Genomic DNA, 18,278 nt, shown 5'->3' with positions numbered 1-18,278 from the left:
CTATATCTACAAAAAGTTTAAGTACTTAATTCAAATAAGTCAAGTTGCCTATTTGCGCAAATTAGAGCTATGATGTCCGAATCTTCTAAGCATATATATTATTCCCATAATTAGGAATGCCAAGGCTAATGCGATTGGCAGTGCTACTCGATGGGGATGCGAAATTTTATTTTGTTCGCTTTGCGATAAATCAAATTTATCAAGAGCATATTGATATTGTTGATCTACCTTGGTTGCACAGGCACGAAAAACAAATCGCAACCCCTTGTTAAAAGTAGCATTATTATAACTTTGAAGTTGATCTACCTCAGTGCGAAGAATACTTGATCTCGCATCTGCTGTAAAAGCACCATGTAAATCTTTGCTTGAAAAAATTTGTACATCGCGCTTCTTACCTTTTTGCCCTACCACAATAAAAACAGTGCGCTTAGATCGATTTAACGATTTTGGCGTTAAGTCTTTAAGTTTTTTCACTGTAATTACAGTTATTTGAGGTTGCTCTTTGGTTTGCAAATAACGATTATTCTTCTCTTTAATTAAAGTCTTAGTCTCTTTATTTAAAATATGAGCATGATCCTCAATATTAGGTTGCACAAATCCCGTCATCGTCATAAAGACGGCCAACAAGCCAAATAGCCAAATAAATCTAGTTTTCATCTTCTTCAAGTTTATGAGCCAAGCTTTCCACATATTTCCGATCGATTTTAATCTGTTCATATGGTACCCCACAATCATGAAGCAGCTGCATTGCCAACGGATTGTCGCGATAATCAAAGTAATAATTAATTTTCTTTACGCCAGCTTGAAATAAAGATTTGCAGCAATTATAACAAGGAAAATGAGTCACATATATTTCAGTATCATCAGTTGATACGCCAAATTTTGCACATTGAATGATGGCATTCATCTCGGAATGAATAGTCCGAACGCAATGTCCATCAACCATTTGATGGCCTACTTCATCACAATGTGGCTGTCCAGAAACGGACCCATTATACCCTGTGCCAATAATACGATTATCTTTTACCAAAACACTACCAACAAGAGCTCTATTACAAGTAGAACGCTGTGCTATTACTAGTGCTTGCATCATAAAATATTGTTTCCAAGGAATTCGATCGTGCATGAACTTACCTCTGTTTATTCAATATTATCTATTTTTAAAGTAGTTCAAACCAATAGCATCACGAACTTGTTCCAAAGTCTCATTAGCTACTGTATTTGCTTTCTTTGATCCTTCTAAAAGCATCTCGTAAATTGCATCTTCATCTTGAGCATACTTTTCACGACGTTCACGAATAGGTGCAAGTTCAGCTTCCAGCACTTTGTTTAAGTAACGTTTAATTTTAACGTCACCCAAACCGCCTTTTTGGTATTCTGCCTTAAGTTCTGCTACCTTATCCTTATCTGGATCAAAGACATCGAGATAAGTAAAGACAGTATTGCCTTCAACCTTACCTGGATCTTCAACGTGAATATGATTTGGATCGGTGTACATTGACATAACTTTCTTTTGTACAGTCTTAGCATCATCCGACAAATAAATGCAGTTGCCAAGTGACTTAGACATCTTAGCGTTACCATCAAGACCTGGAAGACGACCTGAACCCTTTGGTGGGAAGTAACCTTTAGGTTCAACCAAAATATCAGTGTTGTAAACGCGGTTAAAGGTTCTTACAATTTCACGAGTTTGTTCAAGCATTGGTTCCTGATCATCCCCAACAGGAACGATAGTAGCCTTAAAAGCAGTAATATCTGCAGCTTGAGAAACTGGATAGTTTAAGAAACCTACTGGGATTGAATCTTTGAAATCTTTTTGCTTAATTTCAGTTTTAACAGTTGGGTTTCTTTCAAGGCGTGCAACAGTTACCAAGTCCATGTAGTAAGAAGTTAATTCAAACAAAGCTGGAATTTGTGATTGAACGTAAATTGTTGATTTACTTGGATCAATACCTACAGCTAAGTAGTCTAATGCTACTTGAATTAAACTGTTGCGAATTTTTTCTGGATTACGAGCATTATCTGTCAATGCTTGCGTATCAGCAATCATGATATAAGGATCATACTTGCCAGAATTTTGCAATTTTACTCTATTTTTAAGTGAGCCAATATAGTGACCAATGTGAAGCTTACCAGTTGGACGATCACCGGTTAATAAAATTTCTTTTGCCATAACTTCTACTCTTTTCTAATTTTATTTTATACTCTTTACTTTTTTATTTTATTTCTTAGTTAATACCTAATTTTAACAAAATTTAGACTATGATTAAACTACCAGCAAAGAAAGGAAATAATCTATGTGTAATCACTTTCGTTTACCCGATTTAATGCAAATCAAAAAATACCTGACCGAGGATTTGAATCTGCCATTAATAGATCCTCAAATTGAAATAAAACAACGAGATATTTTTCCAAACCAAGCTGCACCCGTTTTGCTTTATCATGATGATAAGCTGCAACTCGTCAATAAAAACTGGGGTTATCCTAGTCCAGTTGATCCCAAAAAGCCAATGTTTAATGCTAGAATCGAACGATTCTATGAAAACAAACCTTCGATGTGGGATCATTCTTTTGCTAAACAACGCTGTTTAATCTTAAGTAGCGAATTTTTTGAATATGCAAAAACTACTTATCAAGTAGCCAATGGTAAAAAATATCATGACCGTTACCGCTTTAAAACTAACAATCCTATCACGATGATTGCGGGTATTTATGATCAAAATGATTTTTCTATGGTTACTACTGCTCCTAACAAAGATACGGCTCCCATTCATAATCGGATGCCGTTAATCATTGAACCAAGTGAATTGCGCAGATGGCTTTTTCAAAATTTTACCAGTTTAATCGATCGCAGCGATATTAACCTCGAAGTTCAAAAAGAGCCCCATCAAAAATAATTGGTTTCTTAATTAAAAGTATGATAGAATAAAGAAGTATTGCGGGTATAGTTAAATGGTAGAACGACAGCTTCCCAAGCTGTAGATGCGGGTTCGATTCACGCTATCCGCTTTTTTAATATCAAAAAACGGATGAGATTTTTTCTCATCCGTTTATTTTTTAAGCCATAATAACAGTTAAAACTCCGCTAATAATAGCTAGATAAATTGGCATCCAGAGTGTTTGCGTATAAAGATAGCTCCAGGCAAATAACCCACCATAGATAATCTCAATCACAAACAATAGAAGTGAACTTTGAAAGTTTAATAAACTAAAGATAATTCCTGAAACAATAATTCCTAATATCGCAACTTGTTTGGTATTTCTTCGAAAAGCATAATTAAATAAAAATCCTGTTGCCAGAAATTCTTGCAGGATTGGCAGGATAATTCCTTGAACTAAAATCAAAAACCAAAACATGTCAACCGATTCATTTTTTAAATAAATCAATTGAAAATCATAATGTGGAATTCGATTATACGCCTGTAAGTACGAAATTAGGATCCGAGTAGCCGTAATCACCAAAGTAAGCAACATTACTGCCGAAAAGTTACCCAGCCAGGGCAGCTTAAAATCTCGAGCAAAAAAACGTTGTTCGCGGTTAAAGCGATAAATATAGAACAGTAATATCATTGCTGCAACAAGGTAAAATAAAATTAGATCCCAAACATGCAATGGCGTCTTCCTAGTCACAAACTTGACTACAGCAAAGACTATCACATACCCTACCAGGTATACTGCATAGCGGATAACATTTCCCTCTCTCGATTCTGGCGTATTCAAAATTTTCACTCCTACTCTGGATTCTATCCTACAAATTCCATATTATAACAAAAAAGTACAGTTTATTAAATACAGATAGGGCGTCCGTTTATTTCACTTCTACAATTGTCACTTTATATTCTCCAGCTGGTGCCTCAACTGTTGCCACTCCACCAGCTTCTTGTTTCATAATTGCTTGGCCTAAGGGTGAATCGCAAGAAATTTTTCCATCTGCAAGATCTGCTTCCATGCGTCCTACAATCTTATACTCTTCTGTTTCATCATCGTCATCAAACTTAAGAACAACAGTCTTGCCGCAATCCACTTTGCCGTCATCTGTAGTTTTCACAATTTCTGCATACTTTAATTGTTTACCTAAATAACGCAAACGACTTTGCAAGTGACCAAGGTCTCTTTTAGCCTCTGTATATTCAGTATTTTCTGATAAGTCACCTAAAGCCCGCGCTGCCTGCAGAATCTTTATTCTACGAGGACGATCCTTTTTTAATCGTGCAATTTCATCTTCAATTTGTTTGTAGCCTTCCGGCGTCATTTTTTGAAAATATACCATAATTTAACACCTGATTAACAGTTCATTCATTTTTTCTTTCTAATTATACAAAAGTTATCCACAGGTGTTAAGCATTGATCTAGCAAAGTTTTTCTACAAAAATTAGCACTATATGCTTTTGAATGCTAAATAGTTTAACTTATTTAAAAAACGACTATAATAATCAGTGTAAGGAAAAAGAACGAGACCTTACAGATTAAACAAGCAAAAAAATTGAAAGGAAGTTTTCAATATGGCAAACGATATGATGAATCGTCGTAATGATATGATGGATGCAATGAACGACTGGTTTGGTTTTCCAAGAAACTTCTTGGGTTTTCCAAGAAACTTCTTTGATGACACTGAAATTGAAAACATCATGCAATCAGATGTTGCTGAAACCGATAAAGACTATACTGTTAAGATTGATATGCCTGGTATGAATAAAGAAGACATCAATGTAAATTACAAAGATGGTTTTTTAACAGTTGTAGGTAGCAGAAAATCATTCAAGGATACAAGCGACAAGGATAAGAATATTATCCACAAAGAAAGAAGCGAAGGTCGCATTTCAAGAAGCTATAGATTGCCAAATATAGTTGCAAGTGAGATCCATGCAAAGTATGATAATGGTGTATTGACTATCACCTTGCCAAAGCAAAACGCTGGCGATGATAGCAATTCTATCCATATTGATTAATTTATTAGATTAAGCAAGAAGTCTAATAAGTGACGGATATAATTCTCTGAAGCGAGTTCATTATTGAACCCGCTTTTATTTTGGTTTAAAATAGAATTAATTTAAGAAAAAATTAAAAATTATAAAAGGAGAATTCTTAAATGGCTCATGAATTAACTGTGCAGGAACTTGAAAAGTTTTCTGCTGATTTTAATAAAAATCCTAAAAATAAAGTCGTTGCTCGTGCTGCTCAACGTAGCGGTGTACTTGAAGCTTCTTATAATGACCGCGTTCAAAGCGAATTAACCCGTGTCTTTTCAACTGAACTTGATACTGACAACGTTACTAACCAAAAACACTCAGGTCGTTGCTGGTTATTTGCCACATTAAACGTTTTGCGTCATGAATTTGGCAAGAAATACAAGGCAAAAGACTTTACTTTCTCACAAGCATACAACTTCTTCTGGGACAAGATTGAACGTGCCAACATGTTCTATAACCGTATCTTAGACAGCGCTGATATGCCACTTGATTCTCGTCAAGTTAAGACTGACTTAGACTTTGCAGGTACAGATGGTGGTCAATTCCAAATGGCTGCTGCCTTAGTTGAAAAATATGGTGTCGTACCTTCATATGCTATGCCTGAAACCTTTAACACTAACGACACTACTGGTTTTGCCACTGCATTAGGCGACAAGCTTAAGAAGGATGCTTTGGTTCTTAGAAAATTAAAGCAAGAAGGCAAAGATGACGAAATCAAGAAGACTCGTGAAAAATTCTTGAGCGAAGTTTACCAAATGACTGCTATTGCTGTTGGTGAACCACCTAAGAAGTTCGATCTTGAATACCGTGATGACGATAAGAAGTACCACTTAGAAAAAGACCTTACTCCACTTGAATTCTTGCACAAGTACTTAGGTGGCGTTGACTTTGATGACTACGTTGTTTTGACCAACGCACCAGACCACGAATATGACAAGCTTTATGGTTTACCAGCAGAAGACAACGTCTCTGGTTCAATCAGAATTAAACTTTTGAATGTTCCTATGGAATACTTAACCGCTGCTTCTATTGCTCAATTAAAAGACGGTGAAGCAGTTTGGTTCGGTAATGATGTGCTTCGTCAAATGGACCGTAAGACTGGCTACCTTGACACTAACCTTTACAAGTTGGATGACTTATTTGGCGTTGACCTTAAGATGTCAAAGGCTGACAGATTAAAGACTGGTGTCGGCGAAGTTTCTCACGCCATGACCTTAGTCGGTGTTGATGAAGACAACGGTGAAGTTCGTCAATGGAAAGTTGAAAACTCATGGGGCGACAAGTCCGGTGCAAAGGGTTACTACGTAATGAACAATGAATGGTTCAACGATTACGTTTATGAAGTTGTCGTTCACAAGAAGTATTTGACTGATAAGCAAAAGGAACTTGCAGAAGGCCCAATTACTGATCTTCCTGCATGGGATTCACTTGCTTAATGAAAATTAAAACATAAAAATAAGCCTCAGAAGTTCTGAGGCTTATTTTTTATACTTATTTAGAGAGTTTTGATTAAAGGATTAGTCTTCATAACTAGCTGCTACTTGTTCGTAGTGCTTAACTTCATCGTCACTGCAACGAACAAAGTGACCAGGGCGAATTTCATGCATACTGCGTTCCTTACCGTCCATTTCTTCTTTTTGAGCATCATAAGGAATACGAGTACGACTACGTTCAATTTCTGGGTCAGGGATTGGCACAGCGGAAATTAAACTCTTGGTATAGTCATGCAATGGACGATCATATACATCGTCTGCAGGACCAACTTCAAGCAGTTTACCGTAGTGCATAACTCCAATACGATCAGAAATAAACTTAACCATTGATAAATCGTGTGCAATAAAGAGATAGGTCAACCCGCGTTTTTTCTGCAATTCAATCATCAAGTTAACAACTTGAGCCTGAATTGACACATCCAAAGCTGAAATAGGTTCGTCAGCCACAATGAATTTTGGTTCAACCGCCAAAGCACGAGCAATCCCGATTCTTTGACGCTGACCACCTGAGAATTCATGTGGGAAACGACTGGCATGACTTTCGTTCAAACCTACAGTTTCAAGTAGTTCTTCTACTCGTTTGCTTCTTTCTTCCTTGTTTTTTACTAAGTGGTGAATATCAAGCCCTTCAGCAATGATATCTTCAACGGTCATTCTTGGATTGAGCGAAGCATAAGGATCTTGAAAAATCATTTGAGCATCCCTAGTAAAAGCTAATTTATCAGCTCTACTTTTCAGATTTTCAACATTCTTACCTTCAAAAATAACTTCACCGCTAGTTGGCTTATACAACTGTAAAATTGAACGACCGGTAGTTGTCTTACCAGATCCTGATTCACCTACCAAGCCAAAAGTTTCACCTTCATAAATGTCAAAACTTACATCGTCAACAGCTTTGGTGACATTACGGCCATTTTTAAAGTATTGTTTTAGATGTTTTACTTCCAAAATTTTCTTTTTTTCTGGCATAAAATTCTCCTTTGCTGTGACTACTTAACTCCTGGTAGTTTGTTTTCTTGTTTCATTAAATCATATTTCTTCCAGCGTCTTTGGATTTCCACTGGCAGTTTCACCTTTGGTGCACCTGGTGCAAGCAACCAAGTTGCTGCATAGTGCGTATCTGATACCTTAAAGAATGGTGGTTTCTTTTCTACATCAATTTTCATTGCGTATTTATTTCTTGGGGCAAATGGATAACCCTTTGGTGGATCCAATAAGTTAGGTGGAGTACCCGGAATTGATTCCAAAGTATCACTTTCAAGTGTTGGCATTGAATTAATTAAGCCCCAAGTATATGGATGTTGTGGATCATAAAAGATTTCATCGACACCGCCGAATTCAAGGAATTCACCGGCATACATTACGGCTACACGATCAGCCATTCCTGCAACAACACCTAAGTCGTGTGTAATGAAAATAATTGAAGTTTTTACTCTCTTTTGCAAATCTTTCATTAAGTCCAAAATTTCAGCTTGAACAGTTACGTCAAGCGCAGTAGTTGGTTCATCGGCCAACAAAATTTCAGGTTCACAAATCAGAGCAATAGCAATAACAATTCTCTGTCTCATACCACCTGAGAATTGGTGTGGATATTGGTTGATTCTTTCTTCAGCATGAGGAATTCCAACAGCCTTCATCATATCCAGTGCCTTGGCCCAAGCTTCTTTTTTAGAAACGCCGTTATGTTTAATCAAAGGTTCCGCAATTTGCTGACCAATCTTCATCGTAGGATCAAGTGAAGTCATTGGATCCTGGAAAATCATTGAAATTTCATTACCACGAATCTTCTGCATTTCTTTTTCAGGCAAATCCAATAAGTTTTTGCCATGGAAATCAATCTCGCCACCCTCGATTTTGGCATTACGTGCCAATAAACCGATAATACTACGAGTAGTAACAGACTTACCTGAACCAGATTCGCCTACGATTGCTAAAGTTTCACCCTTATTCAAGTGAAAGGACACATTGCGGATAGCTTTAACCTCACCAGCATAAGTGTGAAAATCAATTTTTAAATTTTTAACATCTAAAACTCTTTCTTCTGGCATTTAGGTTAGTCCTTTCTATCTTTGTCCTCTTGGATCGAAGGCATCACGCAAACCATCACCAAGCAAGTTGAAGGCAATCATTAAGATACATAAAACAATTGCTGGGTACCACATTTGATATGGTAAGAATTGGAAGTTCTTTTGACCTTCATTAAGCAATACACCAAGTGATGTTTCTGGAGCAGAAATACCGATACCGATGAAACTTAAGAAAGCTTCGAAGAAAATAGCAGTTGGGATAGTGTACATCGTTTGAATGATGATGATACTTGAAAGGTTTGGTACTAAGTGCTTCCAAGCAATCTTCCGTGATGATTCACCCAATGAACGGGCTGCTAAAACATATTCTTCGTTCTTCAAACTCAGCGTTTCAGCTCTGACCTGCCGCGCCATTGTCGTCCAACTAGAAATGGCGATGGCTAAAATAATTGAGGTAATACCTGGCTTTAAAATAACCAACATTAAAACAACGATAATCAGGTTAGGTACGGAAGAGATAATTTCGATAATTCGCTGCATCACGTTATCGACTCCTCCGCCTTTCCATCCGGATACTATTCCGTACGCGACCCCAATAGTTAAGTCAAAGAAGGCAGCAACTAAGGCAACAATTAAAGAAATCTTTGTACCATAAATAATTCTTTGACCAAGTGAACGACCTAAGTAATCTGTTCCGGCAATAAAGTATTTATCTTTTGGCACATTGTTTTCAGCATATGCATCAACCCACTTGCCGTTTTGCTTGATCTTACCGTTCAAGCCATTAACTGCACTCATGCCAGGAACCTTAGCAGGTAAGTTGGCATATTGTGGATGTGATTTAACCAAGGTTGATTTATTAATAAATGGCGTTGAACCAAAGGAAACAACAATCATAATAATAACGATAATTGCTGAAATCACAGCTGCTTTTCTTTGCTTAAAACGAATCCAAACGTTTTGGGCAAAGGACAATGATGGACCAGCAATATTTTCATTATCTTGCGCTTCATCTTTTGGTAAAGGTTCAAAGGCATCTGCAGGAAGGGTTAATTTTTCTTCAGCCATATTGTCTTCTAAGCCTCGCTTTCATCTAATCTAATTCTTGGATCAATCAATCCATAGATAATATCAGTAATCAACAAAATTACTACAAGTCCGATACAGTAGACCATCGTAATTCCCATGATTGTTGGGTAGTCGTTAGTCAAAATCGACTTAATAAATTGTTCACCAATACCAGGAATATTGAAGATATTCTCGATAACCATTGAACCGGTCATCAAAGCAACTGCATAAGGACCAATTAAGGTAACTAATGGAATCATTGAGTTACGCATTGCGTGCTTTCTAATAACTTCCATTCGGCTCAAGCCTTTAGCTTTACCTAATTCAATGTAATCACTACTCAAGGTATCAACCATGCTAGTTCTAATGAACCGCGCCGTCTCGGCGAATGGTCCTACCGCCAGAGCAATTGTTGGCATGATCGTTTGAGAGAATTGACCCCAACCAGCTAATGGAAAAAGACCTAGCTTTAAACCAATATAGTACTGTAAAAGTACTGCTAAAACGAAGTTAGGAACTGATTTACCAATAATAGAAATTACGGTCGCAGTTGAATCTACCCAAGTTCCTTGCTTCACAGCAGCAATAGCACCGACGATTACGCCAAATACAACGCCCAAGATTAAAGCTTGCAATCCCAATTGCATTGAAGCCCCTAAACGAGCACCAATCAATGAAGATACAGGTTGATTACTGTATTGGAAGGACGTTCCAAAATCTCCATGAAGCATCCCAGCAATATAGATTAAATATTGTTGCCAAACAGGCTTATTCAATCCATATTGTTCATTCATAATATGTTGCTGTGTTAGTGTCATCTTCGCTTCGTTAGCGTAAGGTGAACCAGGCATCAACTTCATTAAGAAGAACGTTACCGTGGCTACGATAAACAAAGTGAGGATCATATAAAAAATACGTTTTAATAGGTATCTAGCCATATTAATTGCTCCCTCATTTTTCTTTTTATTTTATATTTTGTTTTTTAATGTTGTTTTAATTATACCAAATGATTCAAAAATATCTAGGTAAATACTAAATAAAATTAAAAAAATAAGAGAAAAGCTTATACTTTTCTCTTATTTTTAATTTATTGAAGAAATCTTGCGATGATTTTACTTATAATTAGGTGCTGCCTTGGTCATTTGTACATCATGTGGGTGAGATTCACGCAAACCGGCATTAGTAATTTGTACAAATTGAGCTTTCTCAATCAATTCAGGAATATTAGCTGCACCACAGTATCCCATACCTGAACGCAGACCACCATCAATTTGGAAAATAACATCGCTAACATCGCCCTTGTATTCTACACGAGCTTCAACACCTTCTGGCACTAACTTGTTAGCTTCGTTAACTCCACCTTGGAAGTAGCGATCGCTTGAGCCGTGAGCTTGAGCCATAGCGCCCACAGAACCCATACCACGGTAACGCTTATACTTTTTACCATTATCTTCAAAAATATCGCCAGGAGCTTCTGTAGTACCGCTAAGCATGCTTCCGAGCATTACAGCATTGCCACCTGCAGCAAGTGCTTTAACAACATCGCCAGAATACTTAATACCACCGTCTGCAATAATTGGCTTGTGGTACTCACGAGCAGCACTTGCAGCATCATAAATAGCGGTAATTTGTGGAACACCAACGCCGGCAACAATTCTAGTAGTACAAATTGAGCCAGGTCCAATACCAACTTTGACTACATCAACGCCAGCATCAAACAATGCTCTAGTTGCATCCCCAGTTGCTACGTTACCGGCAATCAAAGTTTGCTTAGGAAAATGATCACGAATTTCCTTAATCTTGCGTAAAACGCCAGCTGAATGACCATGAGCAGTATCGATAACGATTGCATCTGCACCCGCTTCAAGTAAAGCTTCGGCTCTTTCAAAAGTATCGCTAGTTACACCAACTGCAGCTGCGCAAAGCAATCTATTTTGATCATCAACTGCGGCTTTAGTTGTATTGCTTGGTACAACCACGCTCTTCACATTGGCCACTTCGCCAGCTTGGGCTTGGATTGACATATTCTTGTGCACCACGCCAAGTCCACCTTGGAGAGCCATTGCAATAGCCATTGCACCTTCAGTAACGGTATCCATGCCGGCACTGACCAATGGAATATTTAATTTAATATTATCAGCCAATTTAGTACTTAAATCTACTTCATTTGGCAAAACATGACTTTCTGCTGGAATTAATAAAACATCATCAAAAGTTAAACCCTTTTTGGCAAATTTTGTATCCCAATTAGACATTTATGCTCTCCTTTTTTCATTCAAAAAAATTATTAGCTATACTTTACTAGCAGATTTACCATTTTTCAAGGAAAAATTTAAAAGCAGACTGAATTTTTTCAGCCTGCTTTTAACTTAAGAGAGGAGTTTTTATTGTTTAGTTATTGTTGTTTATAGTTAGTTGGCAACATATGCACCTTTGAAGTTGTAAGGAGCACCTGCACCATTGTAGATTACGTTTTTGACGCTTGGGCGAACCATCCAAGCTTCTTCTGGGTGGTACAAAGGTGTTACGCCTTGAGTAGAAATGATTCTTTGTTCAGCCTTAACCAAATCATCCCAGCGCTTAGTTTCACTCGGAGTTACCTTAGAATCAGCAACTAACTTGTCATAGGTTGGATCTGAGTACTTTTCCCAGTTTTGAGAGTTCTTAGATGTGTTCAAGTCTAAGAATGAAATTGGATCTGAAAAGTCTGCAGTCCATCCCATTAAGAAGACGTCGTAGTTGCCGCTTCCTGCATGGTTCAAGGCTGTCTTCTTAGGAATACTTTGTACTCTGACGTTTACGCCCTTCAAGGTTGATTCAATAGTACTTTGCAAGTATTCACCCGCCTTCTTAGAAGCATCATCATCGTAAGTCAAGATAGCAAAGTTGACACTCTTCTTGCCCAATTCCTGTTGCGCTTTCTTCCAGAATGCTTGTGCTTGCTTCTTGTTGTATGTATTGAACTGCTTGGTTGCTTCACCTCTTACTAAGTCAGTGTAGTCTTTACCATTGACCTCAGTCATATTTTCAGGTGAAAGCGTATCTGCTGGTTCTGCAGTACCACCAACTGAGTTAGCCAATTCTTTTCTATCGATAGCTAAAGAAATAGCTTTTCTAAAGTTCTCGTTGTTAAATGGTTTCTTCTTCATATTCATTTCTAAGTAGATAGTTGAAGAAGTCTTTCTAAGCGTGTAGCCCTTTTGATTCTTCAATTGCTTAGAAGCTTGTGGACCAAGCAAAGCTGCATCTAACTTACCTGATTGATACAAGTTGTAGTCAGTTGATGGGGTCTTTTGAACGCTGAAGTTGATGGTATCCAACTTAATGTTCTTCTTGTCCCAGTAATTTTTATTCTTAACAAGTTTCCAGGAAAGGTTCGAGCCTGTCCAACCTTTTTGGATGAATGGGCCATTGTAAACCGTTGTCTTGGATGAAGTACCATAGCTCTTGCCATATTGTTCAACTGCTTTTTGATTTTGTGGGAAGAATAATGGAAAGCCCATAAGCAACTTGAAGTAAGGAATACGTTTATCCAAAGTAACTACTAACTTATCCTTACCTTCGGCTTTAACACCTAAAGTGTTAGGTTTCTTCTTCCCTGCCACAATTGCATCTGCGTTTTTCACACCAGAGAACAAGTATGAGTATTGTGAACCCGTACTTGGATCAACGGTTCTACGCCAAGAGTACACAAAGTCTTGTGCAGTTACGAGATCACCGTTGGACCACTTATCATTATTGCGTAAGGTAAAAGTCCAAGTCTTGCCATCATTGCTAGTAGTTGTCTTAGTAGCCAAACCAGGTTCAACTTTAGAATTTTTACCCAGGCGGTAGAGTCCTTCCATAGTATTGTTCAATTGGGTAAAACTTGTACCATCAGTAACTTTAGATAAGTCCATGCCTTCAATTTCTGTTTTATCCATCCAATTTAAAGTCTTTTTAGTGCCACTGGATGAATTGCTACTATTATTGCCACATGCAGCAAGTGCCGCACCAGCCAAGGCAACAACTCCTACAGCCATTATTTTTTTCAATCTTAACATAATTTTGCCTCCCAAGGTGCAGAAAAGAGTAGCTGCCAATTCAGCTAACTCTTTTTTGTCAATGTACTATTGATTAATTACCAGATACGTAAGCTTCCTTGAAGTTGTAGTTCAAACCAGCACCGTTGTAAACGATACCCTTGATGTCTGGACGTACAAGCCAAGCTTCAGTCTTGTAGTAAAGTGGTGCGATACCTTCTTCGCTAAGCAAGATCTTTTCTGCCTTTTCAAGATCATTCCAACGCTTAGTATTATCATCAGTAGTCTTAGAATCAGCGATCAACTTATCGTATTGAGCATTGCTCCACTTACCGTTGTTGTTAGCGTTCTTGCTAGTGAACAAGTCAACGAATGAAATTGGGTCGGCAAAGTCAGCTGACCAACCTGATACTACGATATCAAAGTTACCATTAGTTGAACGGTTCAAACGAGTCTTGAATGGAACGTTAGCTACTGAAACCTTCATGCCCTTCAAGTTTTCTTCTAATTGACTTTGAAGAGTTTCGGTAGTCTTTTGACCAGCGTCAGTATCATCTGAAAGGATGGTGAATGAAACGTTCTTAACGCCTAATTCCTTCAAAGCTTTTTGGTAAAGCTTCTTGGCATCAGCTGGGTTGTAAGAAGCACTTTCCTTATCGCCAACTACTGAAGCCCAATCCTTGCCATCGTGGTTAACAACGCCCTTAGCAGTCAAACTGTCAGCTGGAGTGTTGGCACCACCTAAAGCATTACCTAAAGCCTTTCTATTGATTGACATTGAGATAGCTTTACGCAAGTTTGCGTTTTGGAAAATCTTTCTCTTTTGGTTGAATTGAAGGTAGAATGTTGCAGCTGTGTCACGCAATGTGTAGCCTGCATTGTGCTTCAAGTTCTTAGTTTGTTGTGCATCTAAGATAGTTGCATCAAGCTTCTTTGATTGGTACAAATTGTAAGCAGTTGAAGGTGTCTTTTGAACACTGTAGTTAATTGCATCAAGCTTAACATTCTTCTTGTCCCAGTAATTCTTGTTCTTAACAAGCTTCCAAGAAAGGTTTGAACCTGTCCAACCCTTTTGTACGAATGGTCCGTTGAAAGCAGTAGTCTTGGATGAAGTACCATACTTAGAACCATTTGCTTCAACAACCTTTTGGTTTTGTGGGAAGAATAATGGGAAGCCCATTAACAACTTGAAGTAAGGAATACGCTTGTCCAAAGTTACGACTAACTTGTCATTGCCTTCAGCCTTAATACCCAAGCTGTTAACTGGTGCCTTACCAGCAGAAATCTTAGTTGCGTTGTGAATACCTTCGAAGAGGTAAGCATATTGTGAAGCAGTCTTTGGATTTACAGTTCTACGCCAAGAATATACGAAGTCCTTAGCAGTTAACTTATTACCATTGGACCACTTAGAAGGACGTAATGTGAAAGTCCAAGTCTTACCATCTTTAGAAACCTTAGTACTGGTTGCCAAAGCATTTTCAACTTTGCTCTTATTGCCCAAACGGTAAAGTCCTTCTTCAACGTTACCCAATTGGTTAAAACTAGTAACGTCAGTGGCTTTAGAAATATCCATAGTTGGAATTTCAGCTGAGTCCATCCAGTTGATGGTCTTCTTAGATGAACCTGACGAACTATTACTATTGCCACCGCATGCCGCTAGAGTGGAGCCAGCGATAAGTACTGTTGCTCCTGCGGCAAATAATTTTGTAAACTTCATATTATTGCCCCTCTCATTTATGAGAAAATTAATAAATTTCTTAAGTTGTTTATAAGTATATCCGGTACTTATTAATTTTGCAAGCTTTTTCTAATAATAATTTTAACTTTAAGCAAAGAAATAAGCCTCAATGTTGCTACATCAAGGCTTATTAAATATTAAATTATTTTAAACACTCCATTCATCCATGAATTCTTTTACAAAAGTACGCATGTATTCTGTTCGCCGTTGAGCTTCTTTTTTAGCGGCTGGCGTATTCATCAAATCAGCTAACGAGAACAATTTTTCATAAAAATGATTAATCGTCGTTTCTTCATGATTACGATATTGATCATGACTAACTAGCTTCTCAGGTTTAATCTCAGGATCATAAATCTTGTTGCCATGCTTTCCGCCGTAGGTAAAAGCACGAGCAATTCCAATTGCGCCAAGACTCTCCAAGCGATCTGCATCTTGCACGTATTGCCCAGATAATGGCAAATGATAGTGATGCTCAATATTTGCTGAAAAAGACATATGCTGAATGGTATAAAGAATATCCCAAACTTCTAGGGCGTTAAAGCCAACTTGAGGCAATAATTCATCTATTTCTGTAACCACCTTTTCGGAATCAGCACAGACTTTTTCATCAATCGTATCATGCAGATAAGCAGCAGTCTTAATAATCGCTACCTCACGGCTATCTTCATGTGCTGACTCGTGATCAGCTAGATACATCTTGCTGGCTAAATGAGCTACGCGTTCACCATGATAAAAATCATGGCCTGTTTTTTCATTTTTCAAGTGTTCCTTAGTAAATCGAATAACTGCCGCAATATCCATTATGCCATTGAGTCCCATGCTTCAACTGGGGTTGCTTCGCCTTCCCAGATTTTAACTAATTTATCTGGAACATATTGCTTCTTAACTACTACCTTGAAGAGATATTCGTTGAACCAGTCATCATCCATGACAAAGTAGCCCTTTTCACCAACTTTTGCACCCCATGAGTTTTCAATCTTCCATTGACGCGGCTTGCCATCAACTACATCAACACCGACTAGCGTCATGGCATGAGTTGAACCAGAAGCACCAGTTTGCAAGCGTTCCTTCTTGGATAATTTGGTTTCAATATTAAAAATAGTATCAGTTTGGTAAAGGCCTTTAGACAAGATACCCTTTTGACGATCACTGTCTTTGCCAACATCACAGCCAAACCAGATAGTTTCACCAGCTTCAAGTTGCTTAATTGCAGCCTCTTTTAAGTTGTCAATTTCAGTATTCAAAAATTGGACAGGAGTGCCGCCTTCAACATTATCCTCAAATGGCAAAGCATAAAGCTTATCAAATTCATGATCTGGCGCATTGAACAAAACAATATAATCATCAAGATCATCTGTAAAGTAATTATGGAAGAAATCAAGTGGAGTTAAATCACCATCAAAGTGGTACTTGCCATCGTCATCCTTGAATTCAAGATCAAATTTTTGAACAGGTTCACCAAAGGCAATGACAGCCATGCGGTAAACTTCGCTCAAGAATTCTTGACGCTTTGTTTCAATTTCATCGGTTTTATTTTCCTTAGCTAATTTACGCAAAATTAAGCCATCTTCACGCAGCTTCATGTTCAATGCACGGTTGAAGGCAGCGGTATTGTTTGCAGTAAAGCTTTCTTCTTGTGCGTAAGTTGGCACTAAACCATACTTGCGGATCAATGACACAGCCATTGCCCATTGACCACCATCAGCGTCAGGGCCCTGCATATAAGTGTGAACGGTTCTGTCACCAAGCGGTTTATCTGCAGTATTTAAGATATTATCAAAGAAAATATTTGCTCTTTCCACTCTATCCCAGAAGAAGAGATAATTTTGAGAAAAAGTAAAATTCTTGGTGTTGTACTTCTTAGCAAATCCATGACGCAAAGTGTTTAATGCCGCAAACAACCAGCAGCGTCCAGATTGCTTTTGATCAGTTACATTATCAGTAGGAATTTCAATTGAGAAAGTACGGTTAAGCTTTCTGATTCCTTCAGTATTAAAACTAGCTTTTTGAACGCCATTATTTACAACTGCTAGTTCTGCTACTCGATTTTGTGGTTCTTTTTTATATTCTTGTTGAAACTTGGCAATTTCTGCCATTGTAAGTTCGTGTTTCATAGATTTTCCTTTCTCGATAAAATCATTCAATTCAGTGCCATCATTTTAGCATTATTTTAGCTATGAAAAAAAGGACTTGTTTAGCCCTTCAATCAAAGCCGCTTCCCAGGTTTGAACTGGGGACCTCCTCCTTACCACGGCGGTGCTCTACCTATTGAGCTAAAGCGGCGTCTTTATTGTATCAAAAAAGACAAAGACATTCATTTCGAATATCTTTGTCCTTTAATTTTCCTAATCCAAGAGTTTTAAAACAGAAATAGTCTGAGATCATTAAAACTGTTAATCTAAGTTTATTCCTTGCTCTATTAGTCCTTTACAACGTCCTTGGTGTTCAACCATTGACTCTTGTTAATTCTAACAATCTTAGTGCTGTGAACTTTCTTAACTGCTTTAGCGGTGTAAGTTGAACCCATAGCAACTTTTTTGCTGGTTTTCTTAGCGTTCTTGTTATAAACAGTAACTTTTTGATTCTTAGTGTCTTTTACAACAACAAAGATCTTGTCACCCCTCTTGATTGAAGGATTAGTTGGAGCAACTTCTGCAGTACCCAACTTTGGAGCAACGAATGATGTAGCTTGTACGGCATTGGCACCAACACCTACAAGACTTAAACCGATTACCAAACTTGAAACAACCTTTAAAACTTTACTAGATTCTAACATTTTAATAACCTCTTTCTATCTTCTCGTTTTCCCTTTACACTTTTACTATAACACCAAAATCAAAAAGTAAACCACATTGCGATTGCTTTCACAGCTTTTCACAAAAAGCATATACTTTAGGGGTGTGCATCAGATCAATATCCGTTAATAGTATATGCATATATCTTATCACAGTTATTGTTGT

General features: G+C 37.7%; 18 protein-coding genes and 2 tRNA genes. 4 read left to right on the top strand and 16 right to left on the bottom strand.

The window, feature by feature from the left end:
- Positions 1-48: 48 nt before the first annotated feature.
- The 3 genes from HMPREF0518_RS01945 to trpS are packed head-to-tail and all read right to left on the bottom strand — an operon-like array spanning position 49 to position 2,173.
- Positions 49-657 (bottom strand): TPM domain-containing protein, encoded by a 609-nt coding sequence (locus HMPREF0518_RS01945; RefSeq protein WP_003625569.1) that lies wholly within the window; start codon positions 655-657, stop codon positions 49-51.
- Positions 647-1,126 carry a deoxycytidylate deaminase gene (locus tag HMPREF0518_RS01940; protein ID WP_003625568.1) on the bottom strand — a complete coding sequence of 160 codons (480 nt, stop codon included), beginning with the start codon at positions 1,124-1,126 and terminating at the stop codon, positions 647-649. Before HMPREF0518_RS01940 ends, HMPREF0518_RS01945 begins: the two co-directional genes overlap by 11 nt.
- A gap of 24 nt (positions 1,127-1,150) precedes the next feature.
- A complete protein-coding gene (trpS, locus tag HMPREF0518_RS01935) occupies positions 1,151-2,173 on the bottom strand; it encodes a tryptophan--tRNA ligase (RefSeq protein ID WP_003625567.1) in 1,023 nt (340 codons plus the stop codon).
- Positions 2,174-2,297: 124 nt separating this feature from the next.
- Between trpS and HMPREF0518_RS01930 the strand changes: the two genes are divergently transcribed.
- Both HMPREF0518_RS01930 and HMPREF0518_RS01925 read left to right on the top strand, forming a co-directional pair.
- Positions 2,298-2,897 (top strand): SOS response-associated peptidase family protein, encoded by a 600-nt coding sequence (locus tag HMPREF0518_RS01930; protein WP_003630784.1) that lies wholly within the window; start codon positions 2,298-2,300, stop codon positions 2,895-2,897.
- Positions 2,898-2,938: 41 nt separating this feature from the next.
- Positions 2,939-3,009 (top strand) — tRNA-Gly (locus HMPREF0518_RS01925).
- Positions 3,010-3,057: 48 nt separating this feature from the next.
- On the opposite strand, the gene HMPREF0518_RS01920 is transcribed toward HMPREF0518_RS01925, so the two are convergent.
- A complete protein-coding gene (locus HMPREF0518_RS01920) occupies positions 3,058-3,720 on the bottom strand; it encodes a CPBP family intramembrane glutamic endopeptidase (RefSeq protein WP_020829427.1) in 663 nt (220 codons plus the stop codon).
- Between the two features lie 88 nt (positions 3,721-3,808).
- Positions 3,809-4,270 (bottom strand): transcription elongation factor GreA, encoded by a 462-nt coding sequence (greA, locus tag HMPREF0518_RS01915; RefSeq protein WP_003625564.1) that lies wholly within the window; start codon positions 4,268-4,270, stop codon positions 3,809-3,811.
- 232 nt (positions 4,271-4,502) lie between these two features.
- Between greA and HMPREF0518_RS01910 the strand changes: the two genes are divergently transcribed.
- Together HMPREF0518_RS01910 and HMPREF0518_RS01905 are read left to right on the top strand one after the other, a co-directional pair.
- Positions 4,503-4,949, top strand: coding sequence for an Hsp20/alpha crystallin family protein (locus HMPREF0518_RS01910; protein WP_003625563.1), 447 nt, complete (start codon positions 4,503-4,505; stop codon positions 4,947-4,949).
- 140 nt (positions 4,950-5,089) lie between these two features.
- Positions 5,090-6,406: a C1 family peptidase gene (locus HMPREF0518_RS01905; RefSeq protein ID WP_003625562.1), complete on the top strand. Its 1,317-nt coding sequence runs from the start codon at positions 5,090-5,092 to the stop codon at positions 6,404-6,406.
- A gap of 81 nt (positions 6,407-6,487) precedes the next feature.
- Here HMPREF0518_RS01905 and HMPREF0518_RS01900 read toward each other — a convergent pair whose 3' ends face one another.
- From HMPREF0518_RS01900 to HMPREF0518_RS01850, 11 genes are all read right to left on the bottom strand, one after another.
- A complete protein-coding gene (locus HMPREF0518_RS01900; protein ID WP_003625561.1) occupies positions 6,488-7,432 on the bottom strand; it encodes an ABC transporter ATP-binding protein in 945 nt (314 codons plus the stop codon).
- A 20-nt stretch (positions 7,433-7,452) separates the two neighbouring features.
- The gene (locus tag HMPREF0518_RS01895; RefSeq protein WP_003625560.1) at positions 7,453-8,511 is read right to left on the bottom strand and encodes an ABC transporter ATP-binding protein; all 1,059 of its coding nucleotides are present in this window, start codon (positions 8,509-8,511) and stop codon (positions 7,453-7,455) included.
- A gap of 15 nt (positions 8,512-8,526) precedes the next feature.
- On the bottom strand, positions 8,527-9,558 hold the full coding sequence (locus tag HMPREF0518_RS01890) for an ABC transporter permease (protein WP_003625559.1): 1,032 nt from the start codon (positions 9,556-9,558) through the stop codon (positions 8,527-8,529).
- Between the two features lie 8 nt (positions 9,559-9,566).
- Positions 9,567-10,496: an oligopeptide ABC transporter permease gene (gene opp3b / locus HMPREF0518_RS01885; RefSeq protein ID WP_003625558.1), complete on the bottom strand. Its 930-nt coding sequence runs from the start codon at positions 10,494-10,496 to the stop codon at positions 9,567-9,569.
- Positions 10,497-10,670: 174 nt separating this feature from the next.
- Positions 10,671-11,813, bottom strand: coding sequence for an IMP dehydrogenase (gene guaB / locus HMPREF0518_RS01880; protein ID WP_003625557.1), 1,143 nt, complete (start codon positions 11,811-11,813; stop codon positions 10,671-10,673).
- 156 nt (positions 11,814-11,969) lie between these two features.
- A complete protein-coding gene (locus HMPREF0518_RS01875; RefSeq protein ID WP_003625556.1) occupies positions 11,970-13,601 on the bottom strand; it encodes a peptide ABC transporter substrate-binding protein in 1,632 nt (543 codons plus the stop codon).
- A gap of 73 nt (positions 13,602-13,674) precedes the next feature.
- Positions 13,675-15,297 (bottom strand): peptide ABC transporter substrate-binding protein, encoded by a 1,623-nt coding sequence (locus HMPREF0518_RS01870; protein ID WP_003625555.1) that lies wholly within the window; start codon positions 15,295-15,297, stop codon positions 13,675-13,677.
- Positions 15,298-15,465: 168 nt separating this feature from the next.
- Positions 15,466-16,119 (bottom strand): HD domain-containing protein, encoded by a 654-nt coding sequence (locus HMPREF0518_RS01865; protein WP_035504346.1) that lies wholly within the window; start codon positions 16,117-16,119, stop codon positions 15,466-15,468.
- Positions 16,119-17,432: a C1 family peptidase gene (locus HMPREF0518_RS01860; protein WP_003625553.1), complete on the bottom strand. Its 1,314-nt coding sequence runs from the start codon at positions 17,430-17,432 to the stop codon at positions 16,119-16,121. Before HMPREF0518_RS01860 ends, HMPREF0518_RS01865 begins: the two co-directional genes overlap by 1 nt.
- Positions 17,433-17,528: 96 nt before the next feature.
- Positions 17,529-17,601, bottom strand: a tRNA-Thr gene (locus HMPREF0518_RS01855).
- Positions 17,602-17,737: 136 nt separating this feature from the next.
- A complete protein-coding gene (locus tag HMPREF0518_RS01850; protein WP_003625552.1) occupies positions 17,738-18,094 on the bottom strand; it encodes a hypothetical protein in 357 nt (118 codons plus the stop codon).
- Between the last annotated feature and the right edge of the window lie 184 nt (positions 18,095-18,278).

Origin of the sequence: Lactobacillus helveticus DSM 20075 = CGMCC 1.1877, from assembly GCF_000160855.1 — a bacterium.
In the GTDB taxonomy this organism is placed as follows: Bacteria; Bacillota; Bacilli; order Lactobacillales; family Lactobacillaceae; genus Lactobacillus; species Lactobacillus helveticus.
Note: the sequence above shows the minus strand (reverse complement) of the source record. Positions and strands in the feature narration are given on the sequence as shown.

Excerpts from the sequence above, each read along its gene's own strand:
- HMPREF0518_RS01870 (WP_003625555.1), bottom strand. The coding sequence starts at position 15,297 with ATGAAGTTTACAAAATTATTTGCCGCAGGAGCAACAGTACTTATCGCT.
- guaB (WP_003625557.1), bottom strand. The coding sequence starts at position 11,813 with ATGTCTAATTGGGATACAAAATTTGCCAAAAAGGGTTTAACTTTTGAT.
- HMPREF0518_RS01940 (WP_003625568.1), bottom strand. The coding sequence starts at position 1,126 with ATGCACGATCGAATTCCTTGGAAACAATATTTTATGATGCAAGCACTA.
- HMPREF0518_RS01875 (WP_003625556.1), bottom strand. The coding sequence starts at position 13,601 with ATGTTAAGATTGAAAAAAATAATGGCTGTAGGAGTTGTTGCCTTGGCT.
- trpS (WP_003625567.1), bottom strand. The coding sequence starts at position 2,173 with ATGGCAAAAGAAATTTTATTAACCGGTGATCGTCCAACTGGTAAGCTT.
- HMPREF0518_RS01930 (WP_003630784.1), top strand. The coding sequence starts at position 2,298 with ATGTGTAATCACTTTCGTTTACCCGATTTAATGCAAATCAAAAAATAC.
- opp3b (WP_003625558.1), bottom strand. The coding sequence starts at position 10,496 with ATGGCTAGATACCTATTAAAACGTATTTTTTATATGATCCTCACTTTG.
- HMPREF0518_RS01895 (WP_003625560.1), bottom strand. The coding sequence starts at position 8,511 with ATGCCAGAAGAAAGAGTTTTAGATGTTAAAAATTTAAAAATTGATTTT.
- HMPREF0518_RS01945 (WP_003625569.1), bottom strand. The coding sequence starts at position 657 with ATGAAAACTAGATTTATTTGGCTATTTGGCTTGTTGGCCGTCTTTATG.
- HMPREF0518_RS01890 (WP_003625559.1), bottom strand. The coding sequence starts at position 9,558 with ATGGCTGAAGAAAAATTAACCCTTCCTGCAGATGCCTTTGAACCTTTA.
- HMPREF0518_RS01910 (WP_003625563.1), top strand. The coding sequence starts at position 4,503 with ATGGCAAACGATATGATGAATCGTCGTAATGATATGATGGATGCAATG.
- HMPREF0518_RS01900 (WP_003625561.1), bottom strand. The coding sequence starts at position 7,432 with ATGCCAGAAAAAAAGAAAATTTTGGAAGTAAAACATCTAAAACAATAC.
- HMPREF0518_RS01905 (WP_003625562.1), top strand. The coding sequence starts at position 5,090 with ATGGCTCATGAATTAACTGTGCAGGAACTTGAAAAGTTTTCTGCTGAT.
- HMPREF0518_RS01850 (WP_003625552.1), bottom strand. The coding sequence starts at position 18,094 with ATGTTAGAATCTAGTAAAGTTTTAAAGGTTGTTTCAAGTTTGGTAATC.
- HMPREF0518_RS01860 (WP_003625553.1), bottom strand. The coding sequence starts at position 17,432 with ATGAAACACGAACTTACAATGGCAGAAATTGCCAAGTTTCAACAAGAA.
- HMPREF0518_RS01865 (WP_035504346.1), bottom strand. The coding sequence starts at position 16,119 with ATGGATATTGCGGCAGTTATTCGATTTACTAAGGAACACTTGAAAAAT.
- greA (WP_003625564.1), bottom strand. The coding sequence starts at position 4,270 with ATGGTATATTTTCAAAAAATGACGCCGGAAGGCTACAAACAAATTGAA.